Here is a 20,364-nt window from a genome sequence, read left to right as displayed (position 1 = left end):
CTTCCATTAATACAGAAACTGGCTTTATTATTGCGCATCGCAGCCCCCCTCGCGTCTCACGGCCCTCCGTGGACGCCTGCCCCAAGAACGGAACAGCAATGCGCAAGAGCATCCGCGTGACGGCCGTCGTGAGCGCGCTCCTCGTCCTCAGCGCGTGCGGCACGAGGATCCAAGGTGGCCAGTCCTCCGACGCCTCGTCCGGCCCGAACGCGAAACCCCTGGTCTACTGGGGGAAGTGGGCCAAGGGCACCCCGCAGGCCACCCTCTTCGAGAGCATCATCGCCGACTACGCCAAGCAGACCGGGGTCAAGGTCGACGTGCAGTGGCTCGGCAAGGCCCAGGAAGAGCAGATCAAGAACGCCATCGCGACCGGCGAGGGGCCCGACTTCTTCGACACGGCGATCGACCACACCGCCGAGTTCCGCGCCGCGGGCGCGCTCGGCGACATGTCCGCCGTCTTCAAGGCCAAGATCCCCGGCGAGAACGCCACGATCGAGGAGGTCCTGCCCAAGAGCGTGCTGAAGGCGATCAGCGACGACAAGGGGTACGGGTTCGTGCCCCACAGCGTCTTCTCCGTGGGGCTCTGGTACGACGCCGCCCGCTACCCCGACTTCGCCACCACCCCGCCCAAGACCTTCGAGGACTTCCTGGCCGTCGCGGGCAAGGAGAAGGCCGCGGGCCGCCGGCCGATCGCGCTCGACGGCACCGTCAACTCCTACAACGCCTTCTGGCTCTACCAACTGCTGCTCTCGACGGCGGGCCCCGGCGCGCTGCGTCAGCTCGCCGAGGACCCCGCCGCCTGGGACCGTCCCGAGGTGAAGCGGGCCGTGACCGCGCTCGAGACGCTCGTCAAGGCCGGGCTCTTCCAGCCCGACTACATGGCCACGAAGTTCCCCGACGCGCAGAACGCGTGGGCGGCCGGCGACCACACCTTCAACCTGAACGGCACCTGGCTCGGCAGCGAGACCGCCTCGCTCCGCACTCCGGCGGTCAAGGCGCGCATCATCGCGCTGCCGCCGGTGGACGCCTCGAAGGGCTCGGCGGTCACGATCGGCGCGCTCGGCTGGGGCGTGAACCCGAAGTCGAAGAGCCAGCAGGCGGTCACCTCGTTCCTGGCGTTCGCGATGCAGAAGAAGTACATCGACCGGATCGCGACCGACGCCGACAACATCCCCTCGCGCACCGACTCCCCGGCCCCCGAGGCGCTCACCTCGATCCAGGAGTCGATCCGCACCGCGACGGCGGTCAGCCTCGACTTCGACGGCGTCGCCACCGTGGCGCCCAAGTGGTTCAACGACGTCTTCCTCCCGCTCGACGACAAGCTCGTCGGCGGGTCGATCGACGCCGGGAAGTTCCTGGCCGAGGGCAAGGCGCAGACCGCCGAGCTGGGCGAGTAGTGGTCGCGGACACCGTGGCGCGGCCCGCGGCACGCCGAGGTCGGGCGACGGCCGACGGCGGCGCGCTGCACGTCGAGCGCCGCCGGCTGTACCTCCCGCTGCTGCTGCCGGCACTGATCGCCTACCTGCTCTTCTTCGTCGTGCCGTCGATCTTCGGCGTCGTCCTCAGTTTCGCCGAGTGGTCGGGGCTGGGCACCGAGTTCTCCTGGGTCGGCGTCGCCAACTACGCCGAACTCCTGTCGAGCCGCATGTTCCTGTCGTCGTTCCTGAACACCGTCCTGCTGACGCTGGTCGTCGGGGTGGCGCTCTTCCTCATCGCGGTCGCCGCGATGGTCGCGCTGCGCACCGCTCGCGCCGGCGCCTTCATCCGGTCGGCCGTCTTCCTGCCGTTCATGATCTCACCGATCGCCGTCGGTCTCGCGGTCTCGTTCCTGTTCAACCCGAAGGGCATGGTGAACACCGTCCTCGGGCTGGCCGGCCTGGACGCGCTGCGCCAGCCCTGGCTCGGGCCCGAGCTCATCTTCCGGGTGATCATGGCCGGGGTCGTGTGGAGCGCCGCCGGCTTCTACGTCGTCCTGGTGATGTCCGCGGTCGACGGGATCCCCCCGAGCCTGTACGAGGTGGCCCGCATCGAAGGCGCCGGCCTGATCCAGCAGTTCAGGTACGTCACCCTCCCGCTGACCCGAGACATGATCGCGACCGCCGCGGCCCTGTGGGCCATCGCCGGGATCAAGACCTTCGAGATCGTCATCGCCTTCGTCGGCACGGCGGGCACCCCTCCCCCTGAGGCCAGGACCCTCGCCGTCGAGCAGTACCTGCGGGTCACGGGCGGACGCATCGGCGGCATGGCCCAGCTCGGCCAGGCGGCCGCCATCGGAGTGGTCATGACGGCCATCACCGTCGTGCTGATCGTGCTGTCCCGCCGCATCCAGCGGCGCGACCGGCTGGAGTGGTCATGACCGGCTCCGCCCGCCACCGCCCGGCCGAGGTCTTCGGCGCCTCACTGATCGTCCTCATCAGGGCCGGTCTCTGGCTCTGGGTGCTCTTCAACCTCGCCATGGTCCTCTGGGTCATGCTCAACTCGGTCAAGACCTCGCGGTCGATCTTCGCCAACCCCGTGGGACTGCCCGACACCTGGATGTGGGAGAACTTCGCCACCGCCTGGTCGACCTCGGGCCTCGGGGCCGCCACCCTCAACTCGGTGATCCTGGTGACCGTCTCGGTCGCGCTCATCATGGGCCTCAGCGTCCCGGCCGCGTACGCGGTGGCCAGGCTGGGCGGACGGTCGAGCGGGCCGGTCGCGACCTTCTTCGCCGTCGGCATGAGCATCCCGTTCCAGGCGTTCGCCGTGCCGATGGTGCTCATCAGCGTCGGCCTGTCGAGGTTCATGATCGACTGGATCACGGGGGCCTGGGACCCGCGCGTCACCGTCGCGCTCTTCTACGTCGTGCTGAGCCTGCCGTTCAGCGTCTTCGTGCTCATCGGCTACTTCCGGTCGCTGCCCGGCGAGCTGGAAGAGGCCGCGGCCCTGGACGGCGCGACGCCGTTCAGGACGTTCTGGCAGATCATGGCCCCGCTCGCCAGGCCCGGCATCACGACCGTGGCCGTGCTGAACGTGCTGACCCTGTGGAACGAGACCGTGATCGTGCTGATGCTGGTGCCGAACCAGCGCATGCAGACACTGAACGTCGCGCTGCTCAACTTCTACTCCAACATGCAATACACCTCGAACTGGGGCGGGCTCTTCGCCGGCGTCGTCATCGTCGTGCTCCCGATGATCGTGATCTACCTCTGGTTCGGCCGCCGCATCGTCAACGGCATGACGCAAGGCATCGGCAAATGACTGACAATCACGCGGAAACGGATGGTCACCACATGCACGGAACGGTCGGACTCATCGGCGCGGGCGGCATCGCCAACGCGCATCTACCGGCCTGGCTCGACCTCGGCTACGACGTCGTGGTCTTCTCCGTCGCCGACGACGCGGAGCAACTCATCGCCCGGCACGGCGGCGGGCGGCCCGTGGCCGGCCTGGAGGCGCTGTTCGGCGCGGCCGACGTCGTCGACATCTGCACGCCCACGCACACCCACCGCGAACTGGCGCTCGCCGCCCTTGAGCACGGCCTCCCGACCGTGTGCGAGAAACCCCTGACCCGCACCCTCGGGGAGGCGGAGGATCTCGTCGCGCGGTTCGCCGCGGCCGGGGTGCCGCTCTTCCCCGCCCACGTCGTACGGTACTTCGCCGAGTACGAGGAACTGTGGCGCGCGGTGGCGCGCGGCGACGTGGGCCGGGTCGGCGTGCAACGCCACACCCGGCAGGGACGCAGCCCGCAGAGCGGCTGGTACCTCGACGAGCACCGCTCGGGCGGCGTGCTCCTCGATCTCATGATCCACGACATCGACGTCGCCCGCTGGATCGGCGGCGACGTCGAGCGGGTGTTCGCCCGCACGAACGTCGTGGGCGGCAGCCAGAGCACGCAGGCGTTCCTGACGCACGCCGGGGGCGCGATCTCGGTGCTCACCGCGACCTGGACCACCGCCCCGATCGAGTTCCGGACGCAGTTCGAGGTCGCGGGCTCCGACGGCGTCCTGCACGGCGACTCCGCCGAGCGCCGCGCCTTCCGCTACCAAGGCCACGCCGAGCCCGGCGCGGACCTCCTGCCCGACTTCTCCCCTCTCACCAGCCCCTACCGCGCCGAGCTGGCGGATTTCGTCCACTCCATCGCGACCGGCGCCGCGCCCAGGGTCACCGCCCTCGACGGCCTCGAGGCCATGCGCATCGCCGACGCCGTGGCCCGCTCGGCCGCCACCGGCCTGCCCGTCGACCTTCAGCCCGCCAAGGAAGAGGTTTCTGCCGCATGAGGATCGGAATCCTCTCGTTCGCCCACCTGCACGCGACCGAGTACGCCGCCGCGCTGCGCCGTGCCGGCGACGTCGAGATCATGGCGTGCGACGCCGGCCATGCCGACCGCCCCGCCGGGGAGCTCGGCGGCCCCGAGCTCGCCCGCACGCTCGGCGTCGGCTACGTCGAGACCGAGGAAGACCTCTGGGCGTGGCGGCCGGACGGTGTGGTGATCTGCGCCGAGAACGTCAGGCACCGCGAGCTCGCGTCACGCGCCGCGGCCGAGGGCGTGCACGTGCTGTGCGAGAAGCCGCTGGCGACGTCGCTCGCCGACGCGGCCCAGATGCTCGCCGCCGCCCGCGCCGCGGGCACCGTGCTGATGACGGCGTTCCCCGTCAGGTTCGCCCCCGCCTACGCCGAACTGCGCACGGCGGTACGGCGCGGCGACCTCGGCCGGATCATCTCCATCGCGGCCACGAACTGCGGCGGCGTGCCCACCACCCGGGACTGGTTCGTCGATCCGGCACGCAGCGGCGGAGGCGCGCTGACCGACCACGTCGTGCACGTGGCCGACCTGCTCGCCGACCTCCTGGACGAGGACCCCGTCGAGGTGTACGCCATCGCCAACGCGATCCCGAACCCCGGCCAGAACGGCGCCGCCGTGCCGGTCGAGACGGCCGGGCTCGTCTCGCTGCGTTACCGCGACGGCGCCATCGCCTCGATCGACTGCTCCTGGTCGCGCCCGCCCGGCCGGCCCAACGCCGGCGACCTGGTCACGCTGACCGTCGTCGGCACCGAGGGCGTGGCCGAGATCGCGCCCTTCGCCGGCGTCCTCACCGGCTGGAACAGCCGCGGCGCGGTCGCGTCCGGCTACGGCGCGCCGCTCGACGACCTGCTGATCCGCGCCTTCCTCGACGCGGTGCGCACCGGGGAGGCCCGCCAGCCTGACGCTGTCGCGGGCTACCGCACCGTCGCGCTCGTCGAGGCCGCGTACCGATCGGTGACCGAGACGGCGCCCGTGCGCCTTGAGATGGAGAGCCGATGAGCCGCCGCCTGCTCGGCATGGCCCTGTCCGTCGCGGTCACCGCGGCCCTGACCGTCCTGCCCGGTCACGCCGCCGCCCAGGCCTCCACCCAGACCGCCGCCCAGGCCTCCACCCGGGCCGCCGCCGGGGCCGTCGCCGAGACCGCGAGCCCCCGCACGACGGTGACCTTCACCGACACCCACGAGGTGCTGCACGGCAACCCGTACACCGGCACCGCCTTCGACATCAACTCGCCCAAGCCCGCGGGCGAACGCGGCTGGGTCTTCACCGACGACCCCGCGATCACGGCGTTCATCGAGGGCAAGGAGAAGATCCCGGACGAGGCGGACATCGTGCGGCTGCAGATCGCGTGGGCCGACTTCGAGCCCGACGACGACGCCTTCACCTGGGACCGCCTGGACGCGTTCATGAAGCGCATCGTCGAGCAGGGCAAGACCGTCGAGTTCCAGCTCCTCATGTCGGAGGCGCCCGACATCGAGAACGACCCGAGCGTCTTCGCCTACGAGTACCCGCCCGCCTGGCTCTTCGACAAGCTCGGCGCGAAATTCCGGCTCGCGCCGTACAACACCGTCTACAAGTCGCGGCAGCCGATCTACCACGACCCGATCTACCTCGCCGAGCTCAAGGAGGCGGTCGGCGCCTTCGCGGCCCGCTACGACAAGAACCCGGGGATGGCCTGGGTCGACCTGCGCGCCTTCGCGCTGTTCGGCGAGTGGTCCGGCTGGAACGACGCGATGAACTTCCCGTGGCCCGACAACGCCACCCGCTCGGCGACGCTACGCGCGATCATCGACATCTACGCCGACGCCTTCACCCAGACGATGGTCATGATGCCGAACCCCGGCGCGGACGTGGTCGCGTCCGACCCCGACGCCGACACCCAGGCCAAGCGGTACGTCGCCTTCGGCTACGACCAGGCCGCCCGCAACGAGAACTGGGGCCTGCGGTCCGACACCGTGAACAGCGCGTTCCCGTGGATGCACTACGGGACCGGCAGCGAGAACGTGTGGATCAACCGCAAGCTCCGCCGTGACCTCATCCAGGTCTCGGAGGGGGCGGGCTGGGACAGCGGGATCATGCTGAACAACCCGCGGCTCGTGGTCAAGAACGCGCTGGAGGCCTACCACTCGAACCTGCAGGGCATCAACAACACGAGTTTCGCGCACTGGCAGGCGATGAAAGACGCCTACGGCGAGTGGTTCACGACGCTCGGGCGCTACTCCGGCTACCGCTTCCTCATGCCGAGGGCGAGCTACGACTCCGAGGTCGCGGCCGGTGGCCGGTTCACGCTCGCCCACACCTGGACCAACAACGGCGTCGGGTTCAGCCCCCGGAAGTACCCGCTGGAGGTGCGCTTCACCGACCGCGCCACGGGCGAGGTGGTGTGGCGCGGCACCGACGACTCGCTCGACCAGACGAAGTGGTTCAAGGGAGACGTGCGCGAGCTGCGGTCGACGTTCACGCTGCCCGCCGGCGTCCCCGCCGGGACCTACGACGTCGGAGTGGCCATGCTCGGGGCCGACGGCAAGCCGCGCATCGAGCTGGCCATGCCGGACGGCGCCGGCAAGGTCTACCCGATCGGCACGATCAAGGTCGTGCCCGAGGTCACGCCTCCGCCGGCGCTCGCGGCGCCGCTCACCCAGTTCAAGATCGAGAACGAGGACTACACCGAGGCCAAGGGCGCCTACGGCGTCGAGGCGCCGCCCGAGGGCGGCTTCGGCTCGCTCTACCTGGACGAGGCCGGCGAGTGGGCCGAGTACGACAACGTCGTCGTGCCCGCGAGCGGGACCTACCGGGCGGAGTTCCGCGTGTCGTCGGAGCAGGGCAACCGCTTCCGGGTCGAGGTCGACGGCCGGGACGCGCTGGGGCCGATCACCGTGCCTGACTCCGGCGGCTACAACGTCTACCGGACCATCGAGCGCGACCTCGCACTCACCGAGGGCCGCCACACGATCCGGATCGTCCGCGAGGACGGCCGCTGGTTCTTCATGAACTGGATGCGGTTCACCCACGAGCGGCCCGAGTCGATCACTATCCAGGCCGAGAAGCCCACGGCGCAGGAGGGGGTCTGGCTCGCCGCGCAGGACACGACGAGCGACGACGGCACCCCCGGCGTCTCCATCGTCGACACCGGCGACTGGCTGCGCTACGACGACGTCGAGATCCCCGCGAGCGGCGACTACCTCCTGCAGTTCCAGTACTCCACCGTCAACGCCGACCCGCTGACGTTCCGGGTCGAGGTCGACGGGGCCGACGTCTCGGGCGCGCTGAGCCTGCGCGACACCGGCGGGGTCAACCGGATCAGGACCGAGGACTTCGTCATCCCGCTGACCGCCGGCACCCGTTCGATCAAGGTGGTGTGGACCGAGGCCCACTCGAACATCGTGTGGAACCGGATGCGTCTCGACCTGCAGGGCGCCGCCAAGCAGGCGATCGAGGCGGAGAACTACACCATGCAGTGGAACCTGGGCCAGGAATGGGCCTGGAAGGGGGCCGACACCGGGGTCGTCGTCGGCACGTACCAGGGCTCCGACGGCCCCGTGCGGGCGGTCGGCAAGGTCGACGAGGGCGACTACCTGCGTTACGACAACGTCCTCGCACCGCACACCGGGCTCTACCGGGTCGGGTTCGCCGCCGCGTCCGGCCAGGCGACCTCCTTCCGCTTCGAGGTCGACGGCGACCGGTACCCGGTGCACGTGCCGGACACCGGCGGCGACGGCCACTTCACGACCGTCGGCACCTGGGTGAAGCTCACCGCGGGCGTGCACACCTTCCGGATCGTCGCCGAGGGCTCGGGCCTGCTGCTCGACGCGTTCACCGTCACCGCGGGCACCGCCGCGACCAAGGCGATCGTCGCGACCGGCGCCACCGCGCTCAAGGCGGGCGAGACCTCCACGATCACCACCGAGGCCGTGAACGCCGACGGCAGCCGCACCCCCGTCTCCGACGGCGTCACCTACCTCAGCTCGGACCCGTCGGTGGCCACGGTCGACGCGAACGGCGTGGTCAAGGCGGTCGCCTGGGGATCGGCGACCATCACGGCGATCTACGACGGCCTGTCGGACGGCTACGCGCTGACCGTCACCGACCCCACGCTGGTCCTCACCTACGTCAACGACGACGACAAGCAGGTGAAGTACTCGGGCGCGTTCGGCGTGGACCAGAACCGCGGACTCGGCGACTACGGCGACGACGTGCACTACTCCACCCAGAAGGGCGACTACGCCGAGCTCACCTTCACCGGAACCGGCATCAGCTTCCTCACCGAGCGCTACACCGACATGGGCGTCGTCGACCTCTACGTCGACGGCGAGCTGCGGGCCTCGGTGGACTGCTACGGCCCGGTACGCCAGGGGCAGCAGCGGGTGTTCCGGGCGAGCGGCCTGCCACTGGGCGAGCACACGATCCGCGTCGTGAACAGGCAGAGCTACGCCGACACCGGCCGTATCGCCATCGTGGACGCCTTCGTCGTCGAGGTGGCGCGCGCGTGGGCCGACGGCGCCGAGCTCACCGTCAAGAAGAAGGCGACGTCGGTGCAGCTCACCTGGCCCAAGTCCGAGATCGCGACCGGCTACGCCGTCTTCGACGGCGACACCGAGGTCGCCCGCGTCGAGGCGAACAAGACCAAGGCGGAGGTCGGCTCGCTCGTGCCCGGCTCGACGCACACGTTCACGGTGCGGCCCGTCCTGCCGGGCGGCGCGGTGCTGTCGTTCGGGCTGACGGCGCAGGTGACGCTGTGACCTCCTTGCGCAAGGGAAGGCTCAGGATCGAAGGAGCCGCCGACCCGGTCTCCGGGATGCTGCCGATCCTGCCCGGCGTGCCCGCCACCACCGGGGACGGCGCCGGCGTCGACGACGAGATGCGCCGGAACCTGGCCTACGGCCGGCCCCGCTCGCTCGTCCCGTACACCCGCCAGTGGGGGTACGGCCGCGAGCGCACCGAGCGGGAACTGCCCACGGTGGTCCTGGAGAACGACCAGCTCACCGCGACGTTCCTGCCCGGGTACGGCGGGCGCCTGTGGTCCCTCGTCCACCGGCCAGGCGGCAGGGAACTGCTGCACCGCAACCCGATCCTGCAGCCCGCGAACCTCGCGCTGCGGGACGCCTGGGTCGCCGGCGGCGTGGAGTGGAACCTCGGCACGACCGGGCACTGGCCGCTGACCTGCGAGCCGCTGCACGCGGTACGGGTGACCGCGGCCGACGGGACACCGGTGCTGCGCATGTTCGAGTTCGAGCGGCTCCGGCGGCTGATCGTGCGGATCGACGCCTGGTTGCCCGCCGGGTCGCCGGTGCTCTACGTGCACGTCTCCCTCCACAACCCCTCCGACCAGGTCACACCGGTCTACTGGTGGTCCAACATCGCCGTGCCGGAGAGCGCGGGGGTCCGGGTGCTCTGCCCGGCCGAGCGCGCCTTCCACTTCGACTACGTGAGCGATCTGCGGCACGTGCCCTTCCCCGGGACGGACGGCGCCGACCGCAGCTACCCGGCGCGGGCCCTCCAGGCGGCCGACTACTTCCTGGACCTGCCCGAGGGGGAACGCCGCTGGATCGCGGCCCTGGACGAGACCGGGTCGGGGCTCGTCCAGACCTCCACCGGCAGGCTGCGCGGCCGCAAGCTGTTCTGCTGGGGGACCACGACGGGCGGCCGGCACTGGCAGGAGTGGCTGTCCGGCCCCGGCGCGCCGTACCTGGAGATCCAGGCGGGGCTCGCCAGGACCCAGCTGGAGCACCTGCCGATGCCCGGCGGCGCCACCTGGTCCTGGGTCGAGGCGTACGGCCGGCTCGACGTCGACGCGCCCGTCGTGCACGGGAGCTGGCGGGAAGCCTGCGAGGCGACCGGCGAGGCCCTGGACCGGCTCGTCCCTCCCGTACGGCTGGACGAGGCGCTCAGGGAGGCGGCGGCTTTCGGGCCGCCCGAGGAGTGGCTCGCCGAAGGCTCCGGCTGGGGCGGCCTGGAAGGGCTCGCCGGCTTCCCGCCGCCGGGCCCCGAACAGGCGCCCTGGCAGGAGTTGCGCGCCACGGGCCGCCTGCCGGTCTGCGACCCGCCCGCGCCCCCCGTCACCGGCCGGCGCTGGCGGGAGGCGCTGGAGAACAGCGCGGACGACTGGCACGCGTACTACCACCTGGGCCTGATGCGCCTGGCCGACGGTGAGGACGACGCGGCCCGCGAGGCCTGCGAGCTGTCCGCCGGCGCGCGGAGGACCCCGTGGGCGCTGCGCGTCCTGGCCTTCCTCGCCTCGTCGCCGCAGGAGGCGGCCGACCTCATGCTCGAAGCGCACCGGCTGCGCCCGGACCTGCGGGAACTGGCCGTCGAGACACTCGACGCGCTGCTCGCGGCCGGGAGGGGCGAAGCGGCACTGGCCCTGACCGAGGCGCTGCCGTACCGCGACCACGGCCGGATCCGGCTGGCCGAGGCCAGGGCGGCGCACGCGACCGGCGACGACGACCGCCTCCGCCGCCTGCTGGCGGAGGGGATCCGCGTCGACGACCTGCGCGAAGGAGAGGTCTCCCTCGACCGGCTCTGGCTGGCCGTCCACCCGGGCGAGCCCGTCCCGCCCCGGTACGACTTCCGCATGTCCGCATCCGCATGACCGCAGGCTGCAGGGCTCCGCGCGGCGCAGCCCTGCAGCCTCCGGGCCGGTCCGGGGGCGTCGACCCCCTTCACAAGGTCAGGCCCGCCTCCAGGTGTGCCAGCGCCTCGTCGATCTCGGCCGGGCCGTCCAGGGCGGCATCCTGTGCCCACTGCGCCCAGACCATGGCCACCACGCCGAAGGCGGCGCCGACCGCGTTGCGGATCCGCGGGTCGTCCCCGGCGCATCCAGCCCGGTCCGCCACGATGGCGCAGACCTCGGCGATCAGGGCCGGGCTTCTCCTCAGGTTGGCCACCAGCAGCTCGGGGACGGTGGCAGCGAACACTTCCCGCGCGTGCCCCGCGGCGATCTCCTCGGCGGACAGGGCGGCGAACGCCGCGCGGAACGCGCCGCGCAGCACGGTGACCGGGGCGCCCGGAGGCTGGGAGGCCAGCGCCTCGACGAGCGGCGGGAAGCGGTCGAGGGTGACCAGGTCCTCCTTCGTCGGGAAGTAGCGGAAGAAGGTGGCCGGGGAGATCTCGGCCGCTTCGGCTATCTGCTCGACGGTGGTGACGTTGTAGCCGCGTTCGCGGAAGAGCCTGAACGCCTCCCTCAGGATCGTCTCCCTGGTGCGGGCCTTCTTGCGTTCGCGCAGTCCGATGTCAGCCACGCAGCGAATTGTACTCGCCCATCAAATGAGAGGGTACTCTCAGAAGAGAGTCAGCTCTCATTTTCTCGGCTTCACCGTGGCCGCCCCCGCCTGCCCCGTCATGCCGGCCACACCGGCCGCATGCCCGGCAACGCCCGCCCCATCCCCGTGCAGGTGCCCCACGACCAGGTGCCGGGGCTGAGGGCCGCCATCCGCGCCACCCGCGGCCAACATCACGTCCTTCCTGCGGCGCTTCCAAGGCGTGCACATCATGATCGCCGACACGTCCGACATCGACCGCGTGGCCGCGCGGCTGATGGCCGGCGGCGTCGGCCACGGCGGCGTCCACGACATCCGGCGGCCCGTCGAGACGGCCACGGGAACCAGGATGGAACCTGCCCGCTACCTGGAGATCTCCGACCCCCGCCTGTCACCGGGACGCGTACCGGAAGGCAGGATCGGGTTCGCCGAGAACACACCGGTCGACGCGGCCCAGGAGCCGCAGCACACCGACCACCCCAACGGCGCGACCAGGCTGGCCGGATGCGTGCTGTGCGTGGCCGACACGGCGTTGCCCGAGGTGGAACGCCGCTACGAGAGCTACTTCGGCCCGGCGCGACACGGCCGGGCGACGCGTTTCGACCGGGCGGACGTCACCGTCGTGGCCGCGTCGGCGCTCACCGGCCTGCTGCCCGGCGAGCGCCCGGCGGCCCTGCCGGCGTTCGTCGCCCACGCGGTGGCCGTACGCGACCTCTCCGCCACCGAAGAGCTCCTGCGCGGCAACGACGTCCCGACCGTCAGAACCGGCCCCGAGGAGATGTTCGTGCCCGCCGGCGCCGCGCTGGGTGCCGCGATCATCTTCCGCCAGGACGGCTGAGGGCGTTCCGGGAGCAGGACCTCCGCTACCGCCACACCGCCCGCAACCGCGACCCCTCGAGCTTCCCGGAGGGCGTACTTGAACACCTGGGAGCCGGCCGGGCCGTCAGCGGGTCACCATGGTCTCCCGCTTCACGTGCGAGAGCTTGTCGGGATTGCGCACGTGGTAGGCGCCGGTGACGTAGCCGTTCTCCACGCGCACCGCCACCACTCCGTCGATCTCCCCGTCCACTCGCACGAGCAGCCCGGGCGCGCCGTTGATCTGCACCAGCTCGACCGACCTTTCCGCGTCGCGCGTCCACCAGCCGACGGCCAGCAGGCGAGCCACGTCGTCGATCCCCACCACGGGCCGCAGCAGGGCGTGCCTGACTCCGCCGCCGTCGCTCAGGGCGACGACGTCCGGCGCGAGGACGTCGAGCAGGCTCTGCAGCTCACCGGTTTCGACCGCTCGCTGGAACGCTTGGAGTGCGGCGCGGGTCTCGGCCGGGGAGGCGACGCCGCGTGGTCGGCGGGCGGCGACGTGTGCCCGCGCCCGGTAGGCGATCTGGCGGACCGCGTTCGGGCTCTTGCCGACGGCTTCGGCGATCTCGTCGTAGTCGAGATCGAACACCTCGCGCAGCACGAACACCGCCCGCTCGGTCGGCTGGAGCGTCTCCAGCACCAGCAGCATCGCCATCGAGACGCTCTCGGCGAGCTCGACGTCCTCGGCCACATCAGGCGCGGTCAGCAACGGCTCGGGCAACCACGGCCCGACGTAGGACTCCTTGCGCCGGCCGAGCGCGCGCAGCCGGTCCAGCGCCTGCCGGGTGACGATCCGCACCAGGTAGGCCCGCTGCTCCCGCACGGTGTCGAGATCGACGTCCACCCATCGCAGCCACGTCTCCTGCAGGACGTCCTCGGCGTCGGCGGCCGAGCCGAGCATCTCGTAGGCGACGGTGAACAGCAGGTTGCGGTGGGCGACGAACGCCCCGGTGGCGGAGTCCACGATGGCGGAGTCCACGGCGGCGGTGCGGCCGGGACGGTCGTGCGGCTCGGCCGGGTCCGCACGTCGTTCGCTGCGCTCGCTCATGCCCGGCTCCTGCCTGTTCGTTCTCAGCACTGCCACACGCACAAGACGCCGGCCCCCAACGCTTTGTAACACCCACGGCGGGTGGCCCATGTCACAGGGCCGCGCTGTTACGGGGCTCGGGGCGCCGGCGTCTCGTGGTCGTCAGGACGCCGCGCGAACGATCCGCACGGCACCACGACCAGTCCGGAGCGAGAAGGGAAGTCCTCCCCATGTCCACGCCCATGACGACCGACCAGCGGTCGCGCATGCCCAACCCCCTCCCCTACCTCCCCGAGATGGCGGAGGTCGGCGAAGGCCTGCACAAGGCCCTCCGCAACAGCGCGATCCCGCAGACCACCATCGCCCTGCTGCAGCTGCGCGCCGGGCAGATCCTCGGCAGCACGTACTTCGTCATCCGGGAGACCGGCAACCTCCGCCGGTTGGGGGAATCGGAGGAGCGCATCACCGCCGTAGCCACCTGGCGGGACGCCACCTCCTTCACCGACGCCGAACGGGTCGCGCTGGAGCTGGTGGAGGCGGTCCTCACGCCGAACCCGTCCGGGGAGCGCGTCCCCGACGAGCTGTACGCCAAGGCGTCCGCGCACTACGACGACCAGGCGATGTGGTCGCTCATCATGGCGATCGCCCACATCGGCTTCTTCACCCCCGCCGCTCTCATCGCCAAGCCGATCCCCGGCATGCCCCCCGGCCAGAACTACAACGCGTAAGAAGGGCACCACAGCATGAGCATCACCAAGTTCGCGGTAGCGGGAGCGACCGGGCGGCTGGGACGCCACGTCGTCGATATCCTGACCGAGCGGGGGCACCGGGTCGTGCCGATGTCCCGAGCCACCGGCGTGGACGTCATCACCGGTGAGGGCCTCGCCGAGGCCCTCACTGGGGCCGAGGTCATTATCGACGTCGCCTCTTGGCACTCCTCCGACCAGGACGCCGCGACGGAGTTCTTCCGCACGTCGGCCCGCAATCTGCAAGAGTACGGTCAGAAGGCCGAGGTCGCCCAGATCACCATGGCGTCCATCATCGGCGTCGACAAGGCCACCGCCGGTTTCCTCGCCGCCAAGAAAGTGCACGAGGAACTCCTCCTGTCCGGCCCGATCCCCGTCCGCATCCTGCGGGCCGCGCAGTTCCACGAGTTCGTCGGCCAGCTCCTGGAGTGGCAGCAGGGCGACGTCGCCTACATCCCGGCCCTGCCCACCCAACTCGTGGCCTGCCGCACCGTGGCCGAAGAACTGGTCGACCTGGCCCTCGACTCCGCGGCGCCCGCTCCGGGCACGCCGGTCCCCGAGATCGCCGGGCCTCGTCAGGAGACCATGGCGGAGGCGGCCCGGCTCCTCGGCGCCCGCCGGGGCATCGAGGTCGTAGGCGTCGACGGCTCCGGCATGCCCGATGCCGAGATCGCCGCCGCCGGCGGGTTCCTGCCCGGCCCGCACGCCAAGCTCGCCGGCCCCACCTTCGAGGAGTGGCTCGACACCCGGCCCTGAGCCGTACGGCATGACCCTGCCCGTGTCCACAGCAGGAGCGCGGCGATGACCGTGGCGATGACCGTGGCGATGGCGCGGTGTGGCGCTGTTTCGCTCGTCACCCCGCCCGCGTCGCCGGCCGAACTCTGAGCCCCGCTCACCCACCTCCGGTGAGCCGGCCGCCGGGCACGGGCAGGGCCGCGCCCGGGGTCGGCGGGGTGGGAGAACCTGCCGCCCCGCCCGCGGTGCCGGGCCTCGGCGGCGCCGTCGCACGACGGACGTTCTGGAAGGAATTGCCGTCAAGCTGAACATGTGTTTAAGATACTGAACATGAGTTCAACTCGCCGGGAGGGCGGTGCGGCCTCGGCCGACCTGACCGCGCAAGCCAAGATCCGTAACGCGGCCATCGCGCACTTCGCCCGCGACGGCTTCCAGAAGACGAACGTACGGACCATCGCGGCCACCGCGGGGGTGAGCCCCGGCCTGGTCATCCACCACTTCGGCAGCAAGGAGAACCTGCGTGCCGTGTGCGACGACCACGTCCTGCGCATCCTGACGGAGCGGGCTCACGGCACCAGCCCGGCCGGCATGCAGGCGCTGTTCGGTCAGTACCAGTCGGACCCGGAGGAGTACCACCTGTACGTGCGGTACATGATGCGGGCGATCGAGGAGGACACCCCCGCGGCCACCACGTTCGTCAACACCCTGGTGGACGGGTCCGAGCAGATCCTGCGGGACGGGATCGCCGAAGGCTCGCTGCGGCCCTCCTCCGACGTGCGGGCATTGGCGGTGCTGTCTGTGCTGATCAGCCTCGCCACGCTGACCGCGCCGCCGCCGCTGGCCCGCACGCTCGGCTTCGAGCAGGCCGGGCCCGGGCTCCTGCAGCGCCTCGGCCTGCCCGTGCTGGAGATCTTCACCCACGGCATGTACGCCGACGACTCGATCCTGAAAGCCGCCCAGGCCGTCTGGCACGGCGCGCAGGAATCACCACAGTCTCCGAAAGGGATGAATGACTAGATGGCACCTACCGTTCCGGCCTTCACACCGTTGCAGGCCAGCCTCTGGCTGACGCTGTGCGGCAGAGCGCTCGACAACCGCCTGCCCCTCCCCATCCTGGGCGACAAGATGGCCGACGAGATCGTGCGCAAGGTCGACTACGACTACAAGAAGCTGCGCATCCCGTCGGGCAGCGTCATCAGCATCGCCCACCGGGCCAAGAAGCTCGACGAGGTCGCGCAGCGTTTCCTCGCCCGCAACCCCGACGGGGTCGGCCTCGACCTCGGGGCGGGGCTGGACAGCCGGGTGCTGCGCATCACCCCGCCGCCCACGGCCGACTGGTACGACATCGACCTCCCTGAGGTCATGGCAGCCAGGCAGGACCTTCTGCCGGCCGAGGCGACTCCCCACGGCATCAGCGCGGACCTGACCGGCGGCGCCTGGCTGGACTCCCTGCCCACCGACCGGCCGGTGGTGGCCGTCGCGGACGGCCTGATCGCGTTCCTCTCGGAACAGGAGATGATCTCCCTGGTGGGACGCATCATCGACCACTTCCCCAGCGGCGAGATCGCCTTCAACGGCTACAGCACCTTCGCCGTCCGGATGCAGAAGATCGTTCCCGTCGCCAAGGTGATCAGGGAGGTCACCAAGTTCCCCGGCTTCAACGATCCGAAGACGCCCGAACGCTGGCATCCCAAGCTGAAACTGGCCAGGGAGATCCTGTGCACGCGCGAGCCGGAGGTCGACCGGTTCCCACCGTTCCTCCGCCTGATGAACCGCATGTCCGCCCCCAGCGCGGCCGTGTCCCGCTTGGGCAACACCATTCTGGTCTACCGCTTCTAGCCTCCGTCTTCCAGCCTCCGTCCCAGCGGGTCTCCCTCTGCACCGCCGAGCCAGGCGTCACCTCCGAAGAGCGGCCGGGGGCGTCCGCGCCGCCACCGGCATTCGGGGTCGGATGTCTGCTTGGCGGCGTATCGTCGCCGCGCGGGGCCACGTTGGTGGGGTGGCAGAGCATGGTGAAGGCCGCGAGTCCCGCGACGACGGCCGCTACCGGGACGAGCGGCGCTCGCGCCGTCAACGGAAGCAAGACCTGAAGATCGCTTCCCCCATCCAGGTTGATCGTTTCCCAGGGTTGGGCTGCTGGGACGGCTTACCTGCGGCTCCTGTCGGCTGCGCGGATGCAAGGCGCCGGCTCAGCGGGGCTTGGTGAGCGACCATAGGGATACCGCCATGAGCAGAGCGGTCAGCCCGCCGCAGATCATCACGGTGGAGACCGAGAAGTCGTCGACGACGCGGCCGCCGAGGAAAGCGCCGAGGGCGAAGGTCGCCTGGAAGGAGGAGGTGAAGACGACCGTGGCGCCTTCGGTCGTGTGAGGGGCGGCGGTGATGAACGATGCCTGTGAGCAGACGGGCACGCCTCCGTAGGCCAGGCCCCAGACCATGAGCAACACCACGGCTCCGACGGTTGTGCCGCCGACCGAGGGCAGCAGCAGGGTGCTGACCGCGATCAGGCAGCCGGAGGTCGCGAAAGCGACTCGCAGGCGTGTGGCGGCGGCCTTGCCTGCCAGGAAGTTGCCGGCGATTCCGGCGATTCCGTACGCCAGCAGGACGGCGCTGACGGCTGCGGGAGGCAGGCCGGTGACGTCCTGGAGGAAGGGCGTGACGTAGGTGTACGTGCCGAAGTGCGCCAAGACGATGAGGAAGGTGGCCGACAGGGCGATGGCGGCACCCCTGGTGCGCAGCAGGTCGAGCAGGACGCGAGGGCTGGTGACCTGGTGGGCGGGCAGCGGCGGCAGCAGCATCAGCAGGGCGGCCAGGACCAGGACGGCCAGCACGGCCAGGACCAGGAAGGCGGTTCGCCAGCCGGCGAGGTCGCCGATGAAGGTGCCGGCCGGTACGCCGAGCACGGAGCCCAGCGGCACGGCGGAGAAGATCACAGCGGTGGCGGTGCCGACGGCGTGCGGCGGCATCAGGCGGCCGGCCAGCCCGGCCCCGATCGACCAGAAGCCGCCGATGGTGAGGCCGACGAGCACCCGGGAGATCAGCATGACCCAGTAGGAGGTCGCCACTGCCGCCAGCACGTCGGCCACGGCGAGCACCGCCATGAGGACGCACAGCATCAGGCGGCGGTCCAGGCGCGCAGTGGTCAGTGTGACCGTGGGTGCGGCGACCGCGGCGACGATGCCGGGCAGCGTCATGGTCAGCCCTGTGACGCCGTCGGAGATGCCGAAGTCGGCGCCGATGGCGGTCAGCAGGCCGATAGGCAGGATTTCGCTGGTGACGATGGCGAAGATGCCCAGCATGAGCGAGGTGACCGCGAGCCAGCTGATGAAGGGCGAGCGCGGCCGGGCGAGCGTGGTGGTGGACATGATTCCCGTTCAGGCAGGTGCGCGTGGCGTGAAGGCACCCAGCCAAGCAGTGAAGAAGTAGCGGGCACCGGCACGTTTCGGACGCAACCGTCGCCATGACTCGCGCACCGTCAGTGCTCGTGCGGCCGTCGCCACCGACAGATCGACTCTGGCCGGATCTTCTCGGTCCTTCGGCCTGCGAAGCGCCGGCTCCCGCGACCTCGCCGAAGAGGCCGGCCGAGCTGCGTGAGCAGATGGTGGCGCTGGAAGGGCGGCTGAGCGAGTTGGCCGTGACCAGCGCGGGCCAAGGAGGGGCCCTGCCCCAAGGCCAGGTAGTTAAGGTTTCTGAGCTGCTGGCAAGAGTGCCGGGGGGATCGGCCCGGCGGTGTAGACGCCTGGCCCGATTTTGCGGATGAGTTGGCCGGCGGCCCAGCGCGAGAGTTGCCGATACATGGTGTTCAGGGTGACCTCGCCGAGGTGTTGGGCGATGTCACGGGCCTTCCAGGGGCGGTTGGGATCTTGGTGAAGGAGGGCCAGGACCTGTTGTTGTCTGCGGCGGTCGGTGGGGGTCATGGGTCGCTCGTCCCGGGACGCGGCGGGCAGCGTGGGCGGGGGTGGCAGGAGAGTGATGTCGAGGTCAGTGATGGTGCGGCTGTGGTCGGGCCGGCCGTCGTCGAGCCGTTCGTTGTAGCGGGAGGTGGGTGATTTGACCTTGCGGGTGCTGACGCGCGGGCGGCGGGATGGCAGCAGCGCCGCTAGGACACGGCGTCCGATGGTTGCGACCAAGCCGGTGGCCATGCCGGGGTTGTCGCCCGGCTGAATGACCAGGTCGCGGGCGGTATGCAGGGCGATGGAGAAGCTGCAGCGGTCGGGATCGGTGCCGGGTCGGGACTCGGCGGCGTCGACCATCACGGTGCGCAGCAGCTGATAGAGCGTGAGCACCGACCACATCTCCTGCTCCAGTCCGGCCGGGTCGCCCGAGCGCAGGATTCGTCCTTGCATGATGGTGTGGCGGAGGGCGTAGTAGGCGGACTCGTGTTCCCAGCGCTGGTGGTAGAGCCTGACCAGGGTGGCGGCGGGGTAGCGGCGGGCATCGGTCAAGGTGGTGACCAGGCGGTAGATGCCGGTGAAGGTGGTGCCGTCGGCGCAGGTCACCGTGATGCGGGCCTCGATAACGCGGATCTGCAAGCTACCGATCATCGACAGATAGGAGCCGTCGGTGAGGGTGGCCAGTATAGGGGTGCGCCGGTTGCTGCGCAGCCGGCCGAGCACCTGGGCGCCGGTGGCGCTGACCTGGGCGAGGAAAGCGTTGCCGTCGAAGCCCTTGTCCCATAACACCAGCATGTCCGGCGTCAGCAGGTGCAGCAGGCGCCGGGCATAGCCGCTCTCGCCCTCGCTGGTGGGACCGAAGACCGCGCCGATCAGGGCCCGCGTTCCGGTCTCCACCAGCGTCATCAGCTCCAGCAGCGGGTAACCGCCGTGACCGGGGCTGCCCAGCCAGGCCCGGTTACGGATGGTGTCGGGCGCCTTGAGCGAGCTGCAGCCGTCGAAGGAGACGATGCGGTAGGCCCCGAACCGTACTCCGGGCGTCGTGGGCTGGGCCAGCGGTCCGCTCAGCACCTCGAACAGGCGCCGCATCGGCGCGCAGCCGACCCTGCGGCGCAGGTCACGCAGCGCTTTGGCGGTGGGCGTCACGACCGGCAGGGCAGCCAGCGAGGCCGTCAGCTTCTGCCAGACCAGCAGGTAGCCGACCTCGGGAAACAGACACATCGCCAGCAGGAAGTAGACCCCGACACGCGAGGGCAGAGCGCGCAGACGACGCTGCACGCCGCGAGCCTCCTCCAGCACAGCATCGACGAGCTCGACCGGCACGAGCGCGGTCAGCTCACCCAAATGCCCGGGAGCGAACAATCTCCCGGCTGCCGAGCGGGACGAAGAGCCCGTCTCGACAGCGCGGGGAACAGCAGAGCTGGCATACTCGGCAAGCAACGGAGATCCAGTTCTTCGACGGCTGGTTGTGGAAGATCACCGTTCTACTGGATCTCCGTTCCCACGTCCTGAGAACTCGCGTGCTTGACAGCACCACGACGACCTTAACTACCTGGCCTTGGGC

At 70.6% G+C, this 20,364-nt stretch carries 16 protein-coding genes; 12 read left to right on the top strand and 4 right to left on the bottom strand.

All coding sequences use genetic code 11. From position 1 onward, the window contains the following. Positions 1-98 precede the first annotated feature (98 nt). From BMX74_RS39865 to BMX74_RS39835, 7 genes are read left to right on the top strand one after another with little or no spacing between them, the layout of a single operon-like run. Positions 99-1,397, top strand: coding sequence for an ABC transporter substrate-binding protein (locus BMX74_RS39865; RefSeq protein WP_091105604.1), 1,299 nt, complete (start codon positions 99-101; stop codon positions 1,395-1,397). After that, complete coding sequence (locus BMX74_RS39860; protein ID WP_055502049.1) at positions 1,397-2,356, top strand: carbohydrate ABC transporter permease; 960 nt, start codon at positions 1,397-1,399, stop codon at positions 2,354-2,356. The genes BMX74_RS39865 and BMX74_RS39860 overlap by 1 nt, the downstream gene beginning before the upstream one ends. Further along, entirely contained in the window at positions 2,353-3,240 is an 888-nt protein-coding gene (locus BMX74_RS39855; RefSeq protein ID WP_055502050.1) for a carbohydrate ABC transporter permease, read from the top strand. The genes BMX74_RS39860 and BMX74_RS39855 overlap by 4 nt, the downstream gene beginning before the upstream one ends. Positions 3,241-3,272: 32 nt before the next feature. Further along, positions 3,273-4,259 carry a Gfo/Idh/MocA family protein gene (locus BMX74_RS39850; protein WP_177227692.1) on the top strand — a complete coding sequence of 329 codons (987 nt, stop codon included), beginning with the start codon at positions 3,273-3,275 and terminating at the stop codon, positions 4,257-4,259. Next, positions 4,256-5,284: a Gfo/Idh/MocA family protein gene (locus BMX74_RS39845; protein WP_091105600.1), complete on the top strand. Its 1,029-nt coding sequence runs from the start codon at positions 4,256-4,258 to the stop codon at positions 5,282-5,284. Before BMX74_RS39850 ends, BMX74_RS39845 begins: the two co-directional genes overlap by 4 nt. Next, positions 5,281-9,024: a carbohydrate-binding protein gene (locus BMX74_RS39840; RefSeq protein WP_091105599.1), complete on the top strand. Its 3,744-nt coding sequence runs from the start codon at positions 5,281-5,283 to the stop codon at positions 9,022-9,024. The genes BMX74_RS39845 and BMX74_RS39840 overlap by 4 nt, the downstream gene beginning before the upstream one ends. Beyond that, on the top strand, positions 9,021-10,874 hold the full coding sequence (locus BMX74_RS39835) for a DUF5107 domain-containing protein (RefSeq protein ID WP_091105597.1): 1,854 nt from the start codon (positions 9,021-9,023) through the stop codon (positions 10,872-10,874). The genes BMX74_RS39840 and BMX74_RS39835 overlap by 4 nt, the downstream gene beginning before the upstream one ends. A gap of 70 nt (positions 10,875-10,944) precedes the next feature. Here BMX74_RS39835 and BMX74_RS39830 read toward each other — a convergent pair whose 3' ends face one another. Further along, positions 10,945-11,523 carry a TetR family transcriptional regulator gene (locus tag BMX74_RS39830; protein WP_055502055.1) on the bottom strand — a complete coding sequence of 193 codons (579 nt, stop codon included), beginning with the start codon at positions 11,521-11,523 and terminating at the stop codon, positions 10,945-10,947. Positions 11,524-11,773: 250 nt separating this feature from the next. On the opposite strand from BMX74_RS39830, the gene BMX74_RS39825 reads away from it, so the two are divergent. Further along, positions 11,774-12,379, top strand: coding sequence for a VOC family protein (locus BMX74_RS39825; protein ID WP_091105596.1), 606 nt, complete (start codon positions 11,774-11,776; stop codon positions 12,377-12,379). A 105-nt stretch (positions 12,380-12,484) separates the two neighbouring features. Here BMX74_RS39825 and BMX74_RS39820 read toward each other — a convergent pair whose 3' ends face one another. Then, positions 12,485-13,447 (bottom strand): RNA polymerase sigma-70 factor, encoded by a 963-nt coding sequence (locus BMX74_RS39820; RefSeq protein ID WP_091105594.1) that lies wholly within the window; start codon positions 13,445-13,447, stop codon positions 12,485-12,487. A 209-nt stretch (positions 13,448-13,656) separates the two neighbouring features. Between BMX74_RS39820 and BMX74_RS39815 the strand changes: the two genes are divergently transcribed. The 4 genes from BMX74_RS39815 to BMX74_RS39800 all read left to right on the top strand — a co-directional run bounded on the left by BMX74_RS39815 (position 13,657) and on the right by BMX74_RS39800 (position 16,746). Further along, positions 13,657-14,154: a carboxymuconolactone decarboxylase family protein gene (locus BMX74_RS39815; RefSeq protein WP_091105592.1), complete on the top strand. Its 498-nt coding sequence runs from the start codon at positions 13,657-13,659 to the stop codon at positions 14,152-14,154. Positions 14,155-14,169: 15 nt separating this feature from the next. Beyond that, positions 14,170-14,928, top strand: a complete 759-nt coding sequence (locus tag BMX74_RS39810) for an SDR family oxidoreductase (protein ID WP_091105591.1) — start codon at positions 14,170-14,172, stop codon at positions 14,926-14,928. A gap of 309 nt (positions 14,929-15,237) precedes the next feature. Next, positions 15,238-15,924, top strand: a complete 687-nt coding sequence (locus tag BMX74_RS39805; protein ID WP_091105589.1) for a TetR/AcrR family transcriptional regulator — start codon at positions 15,238-15,240, stop codon at positions 15,922-15,924. Further along, positions 15,925-16,746, top strand: a complete 822-nt coding sequence (locus BMX74_RS39800) for a class I SAM-dependent methyltransferase (RefSeq protein ID WP_055502060.1) — start codon at positions 15,925-15,927, stop codon at positions 16,744-16,746. Positions 16,747-17,096: 350 nt separating this feature from the next. Here BMX74_RS39800 and BMX74_RS39795 read toward each other — a convergent pair whose 3' ends face one another. After that, a complete protein-coding gene (locus BMX74_RS39795) occupies positions 17,097-18,272 on the bottom strand; it encodes an MFS transporter (protein ID WP_055502061.1) in 1,176 nt (391 codons plus the stop codon). A 315-nt stretch (positions 18,273-18,587) separates the two neighbouring features. Next, on the bottom strand, positions 18,588-20,144 hold the full coding sequence (locus tag BMX74_RS39790) for an IS4 family transposase (protein WP_177227506.1): 1,557 nt from the start codon (positions 20,142-20,144) through the stop codon (positions 18,588-18,590). Between the last annotated feature and the right edge of the window lie 220 nt (positions 20,145-20,364).

The sequence above is a fragment of the Nonomuraea pusilla genome (genome assembly GCF_900109355.1).
In the GTDB taxonomy this organism is placed as follows: domain Bacteria; phylum Actinomycetota; class Actinomycetes; order Streptosporangiales; family Streptosporangiaceae; genus Nonomuraea; species Nonomuraea pusilla.
Note: the sequence above shows the minus strand (reverse complement) of the source record. Positions and strands in the feature narration are given on the sequence as shown.

Excerpts from the sequence above, each read along its gene's own strand:
- BMX74_RS39865 (WP_091105604.1), top strand. The coding sequence starts at position 99 with ATGCGCAAGAGCATCCGCGTGACGGCCGTCGTGAGCGCGCTCCTCGTC.
- BMX74_RS39855 (WP_055502050.1), top strand. The coding sequence starts at position 2,353 with ATGACCGGCTCCGCCCGCCACCGCCCGGCCGAGGTCTTCGGCGCCTCA.
- BMX74_RS39850 (WP_177227692.1), top strand. The coding sequence starts at position 3,273 with ATGCACGGAACGGTCGGACTCATCGGCGCGGGCGGCATCGCCAACGCG.
- BMX74_RS39845 (WP_091105600.1), top strand. The coding sequence starts at position 4,256 with ATGAGGATCGGAATCCTCTCGTTCGCCCACCTGCACGCGACCGAGTAC.
- BMX74_RS39840 (WP_091105599.1), top strand. The coding sequence starts at position 5,281 with ATGAGCCGCCGCCTGCTCGGCATGGCCCTGTCCGTCGCGGTCACCGCG.
- BMX74_RS39825 (WP_091105596.1), top strand. The coding sequence starts at position 11,774 with ATGATCGCCGACACGTCCGACATCGACCGCGTGGCCGCGCGGCTGATG.
- BMX74_RS39820 (WP_091105594.1), bottom strand. The coding sequence starts at position 13,447 with ATGAGCGAGCGCAGCGAACGACGTGCGGACCCGGCCGAGCCGCACGAC.
- BMX74_RS39815 (WP_091105592.1), top strand. The coding sequence starts at position 13,657 with ATGTCCACGCCCATGACGACCGACCAGCGGTCGCGCATGCCCAACCCC.
- BMX74_RS39810 (WP_091105591.1), top strand. The coding sequence starts at position 14,170 with ATGAGCATCACCAAGTTCGCGGTAGCGGGAGCGACCGGGCGGCTGGGA.
- BMX74_RS39805 (WP_091105589.1), top strand. The coding sequence starts at position 15,238 with ATGAGTTCAACTCGCCGGGAGGGCGGTGCGGCCTCGGCCGACCTGACC.
- BMX74_RS39800 (WP_055502060.1), top strand. The coding sequence starts at position 15,925 with ATGGCACCTACCGTTCCGGCCTTCACACCGTTGCAGGCCAGCCTCTGG.
- BMX74_RS39795 (WP_055502061.1), bottom strand. The coding sequence starts at position 18,272 with ATGTCCACCACCACGCTCGCCCGGCCGCGCTCGCCCTTCATCAGCTGG.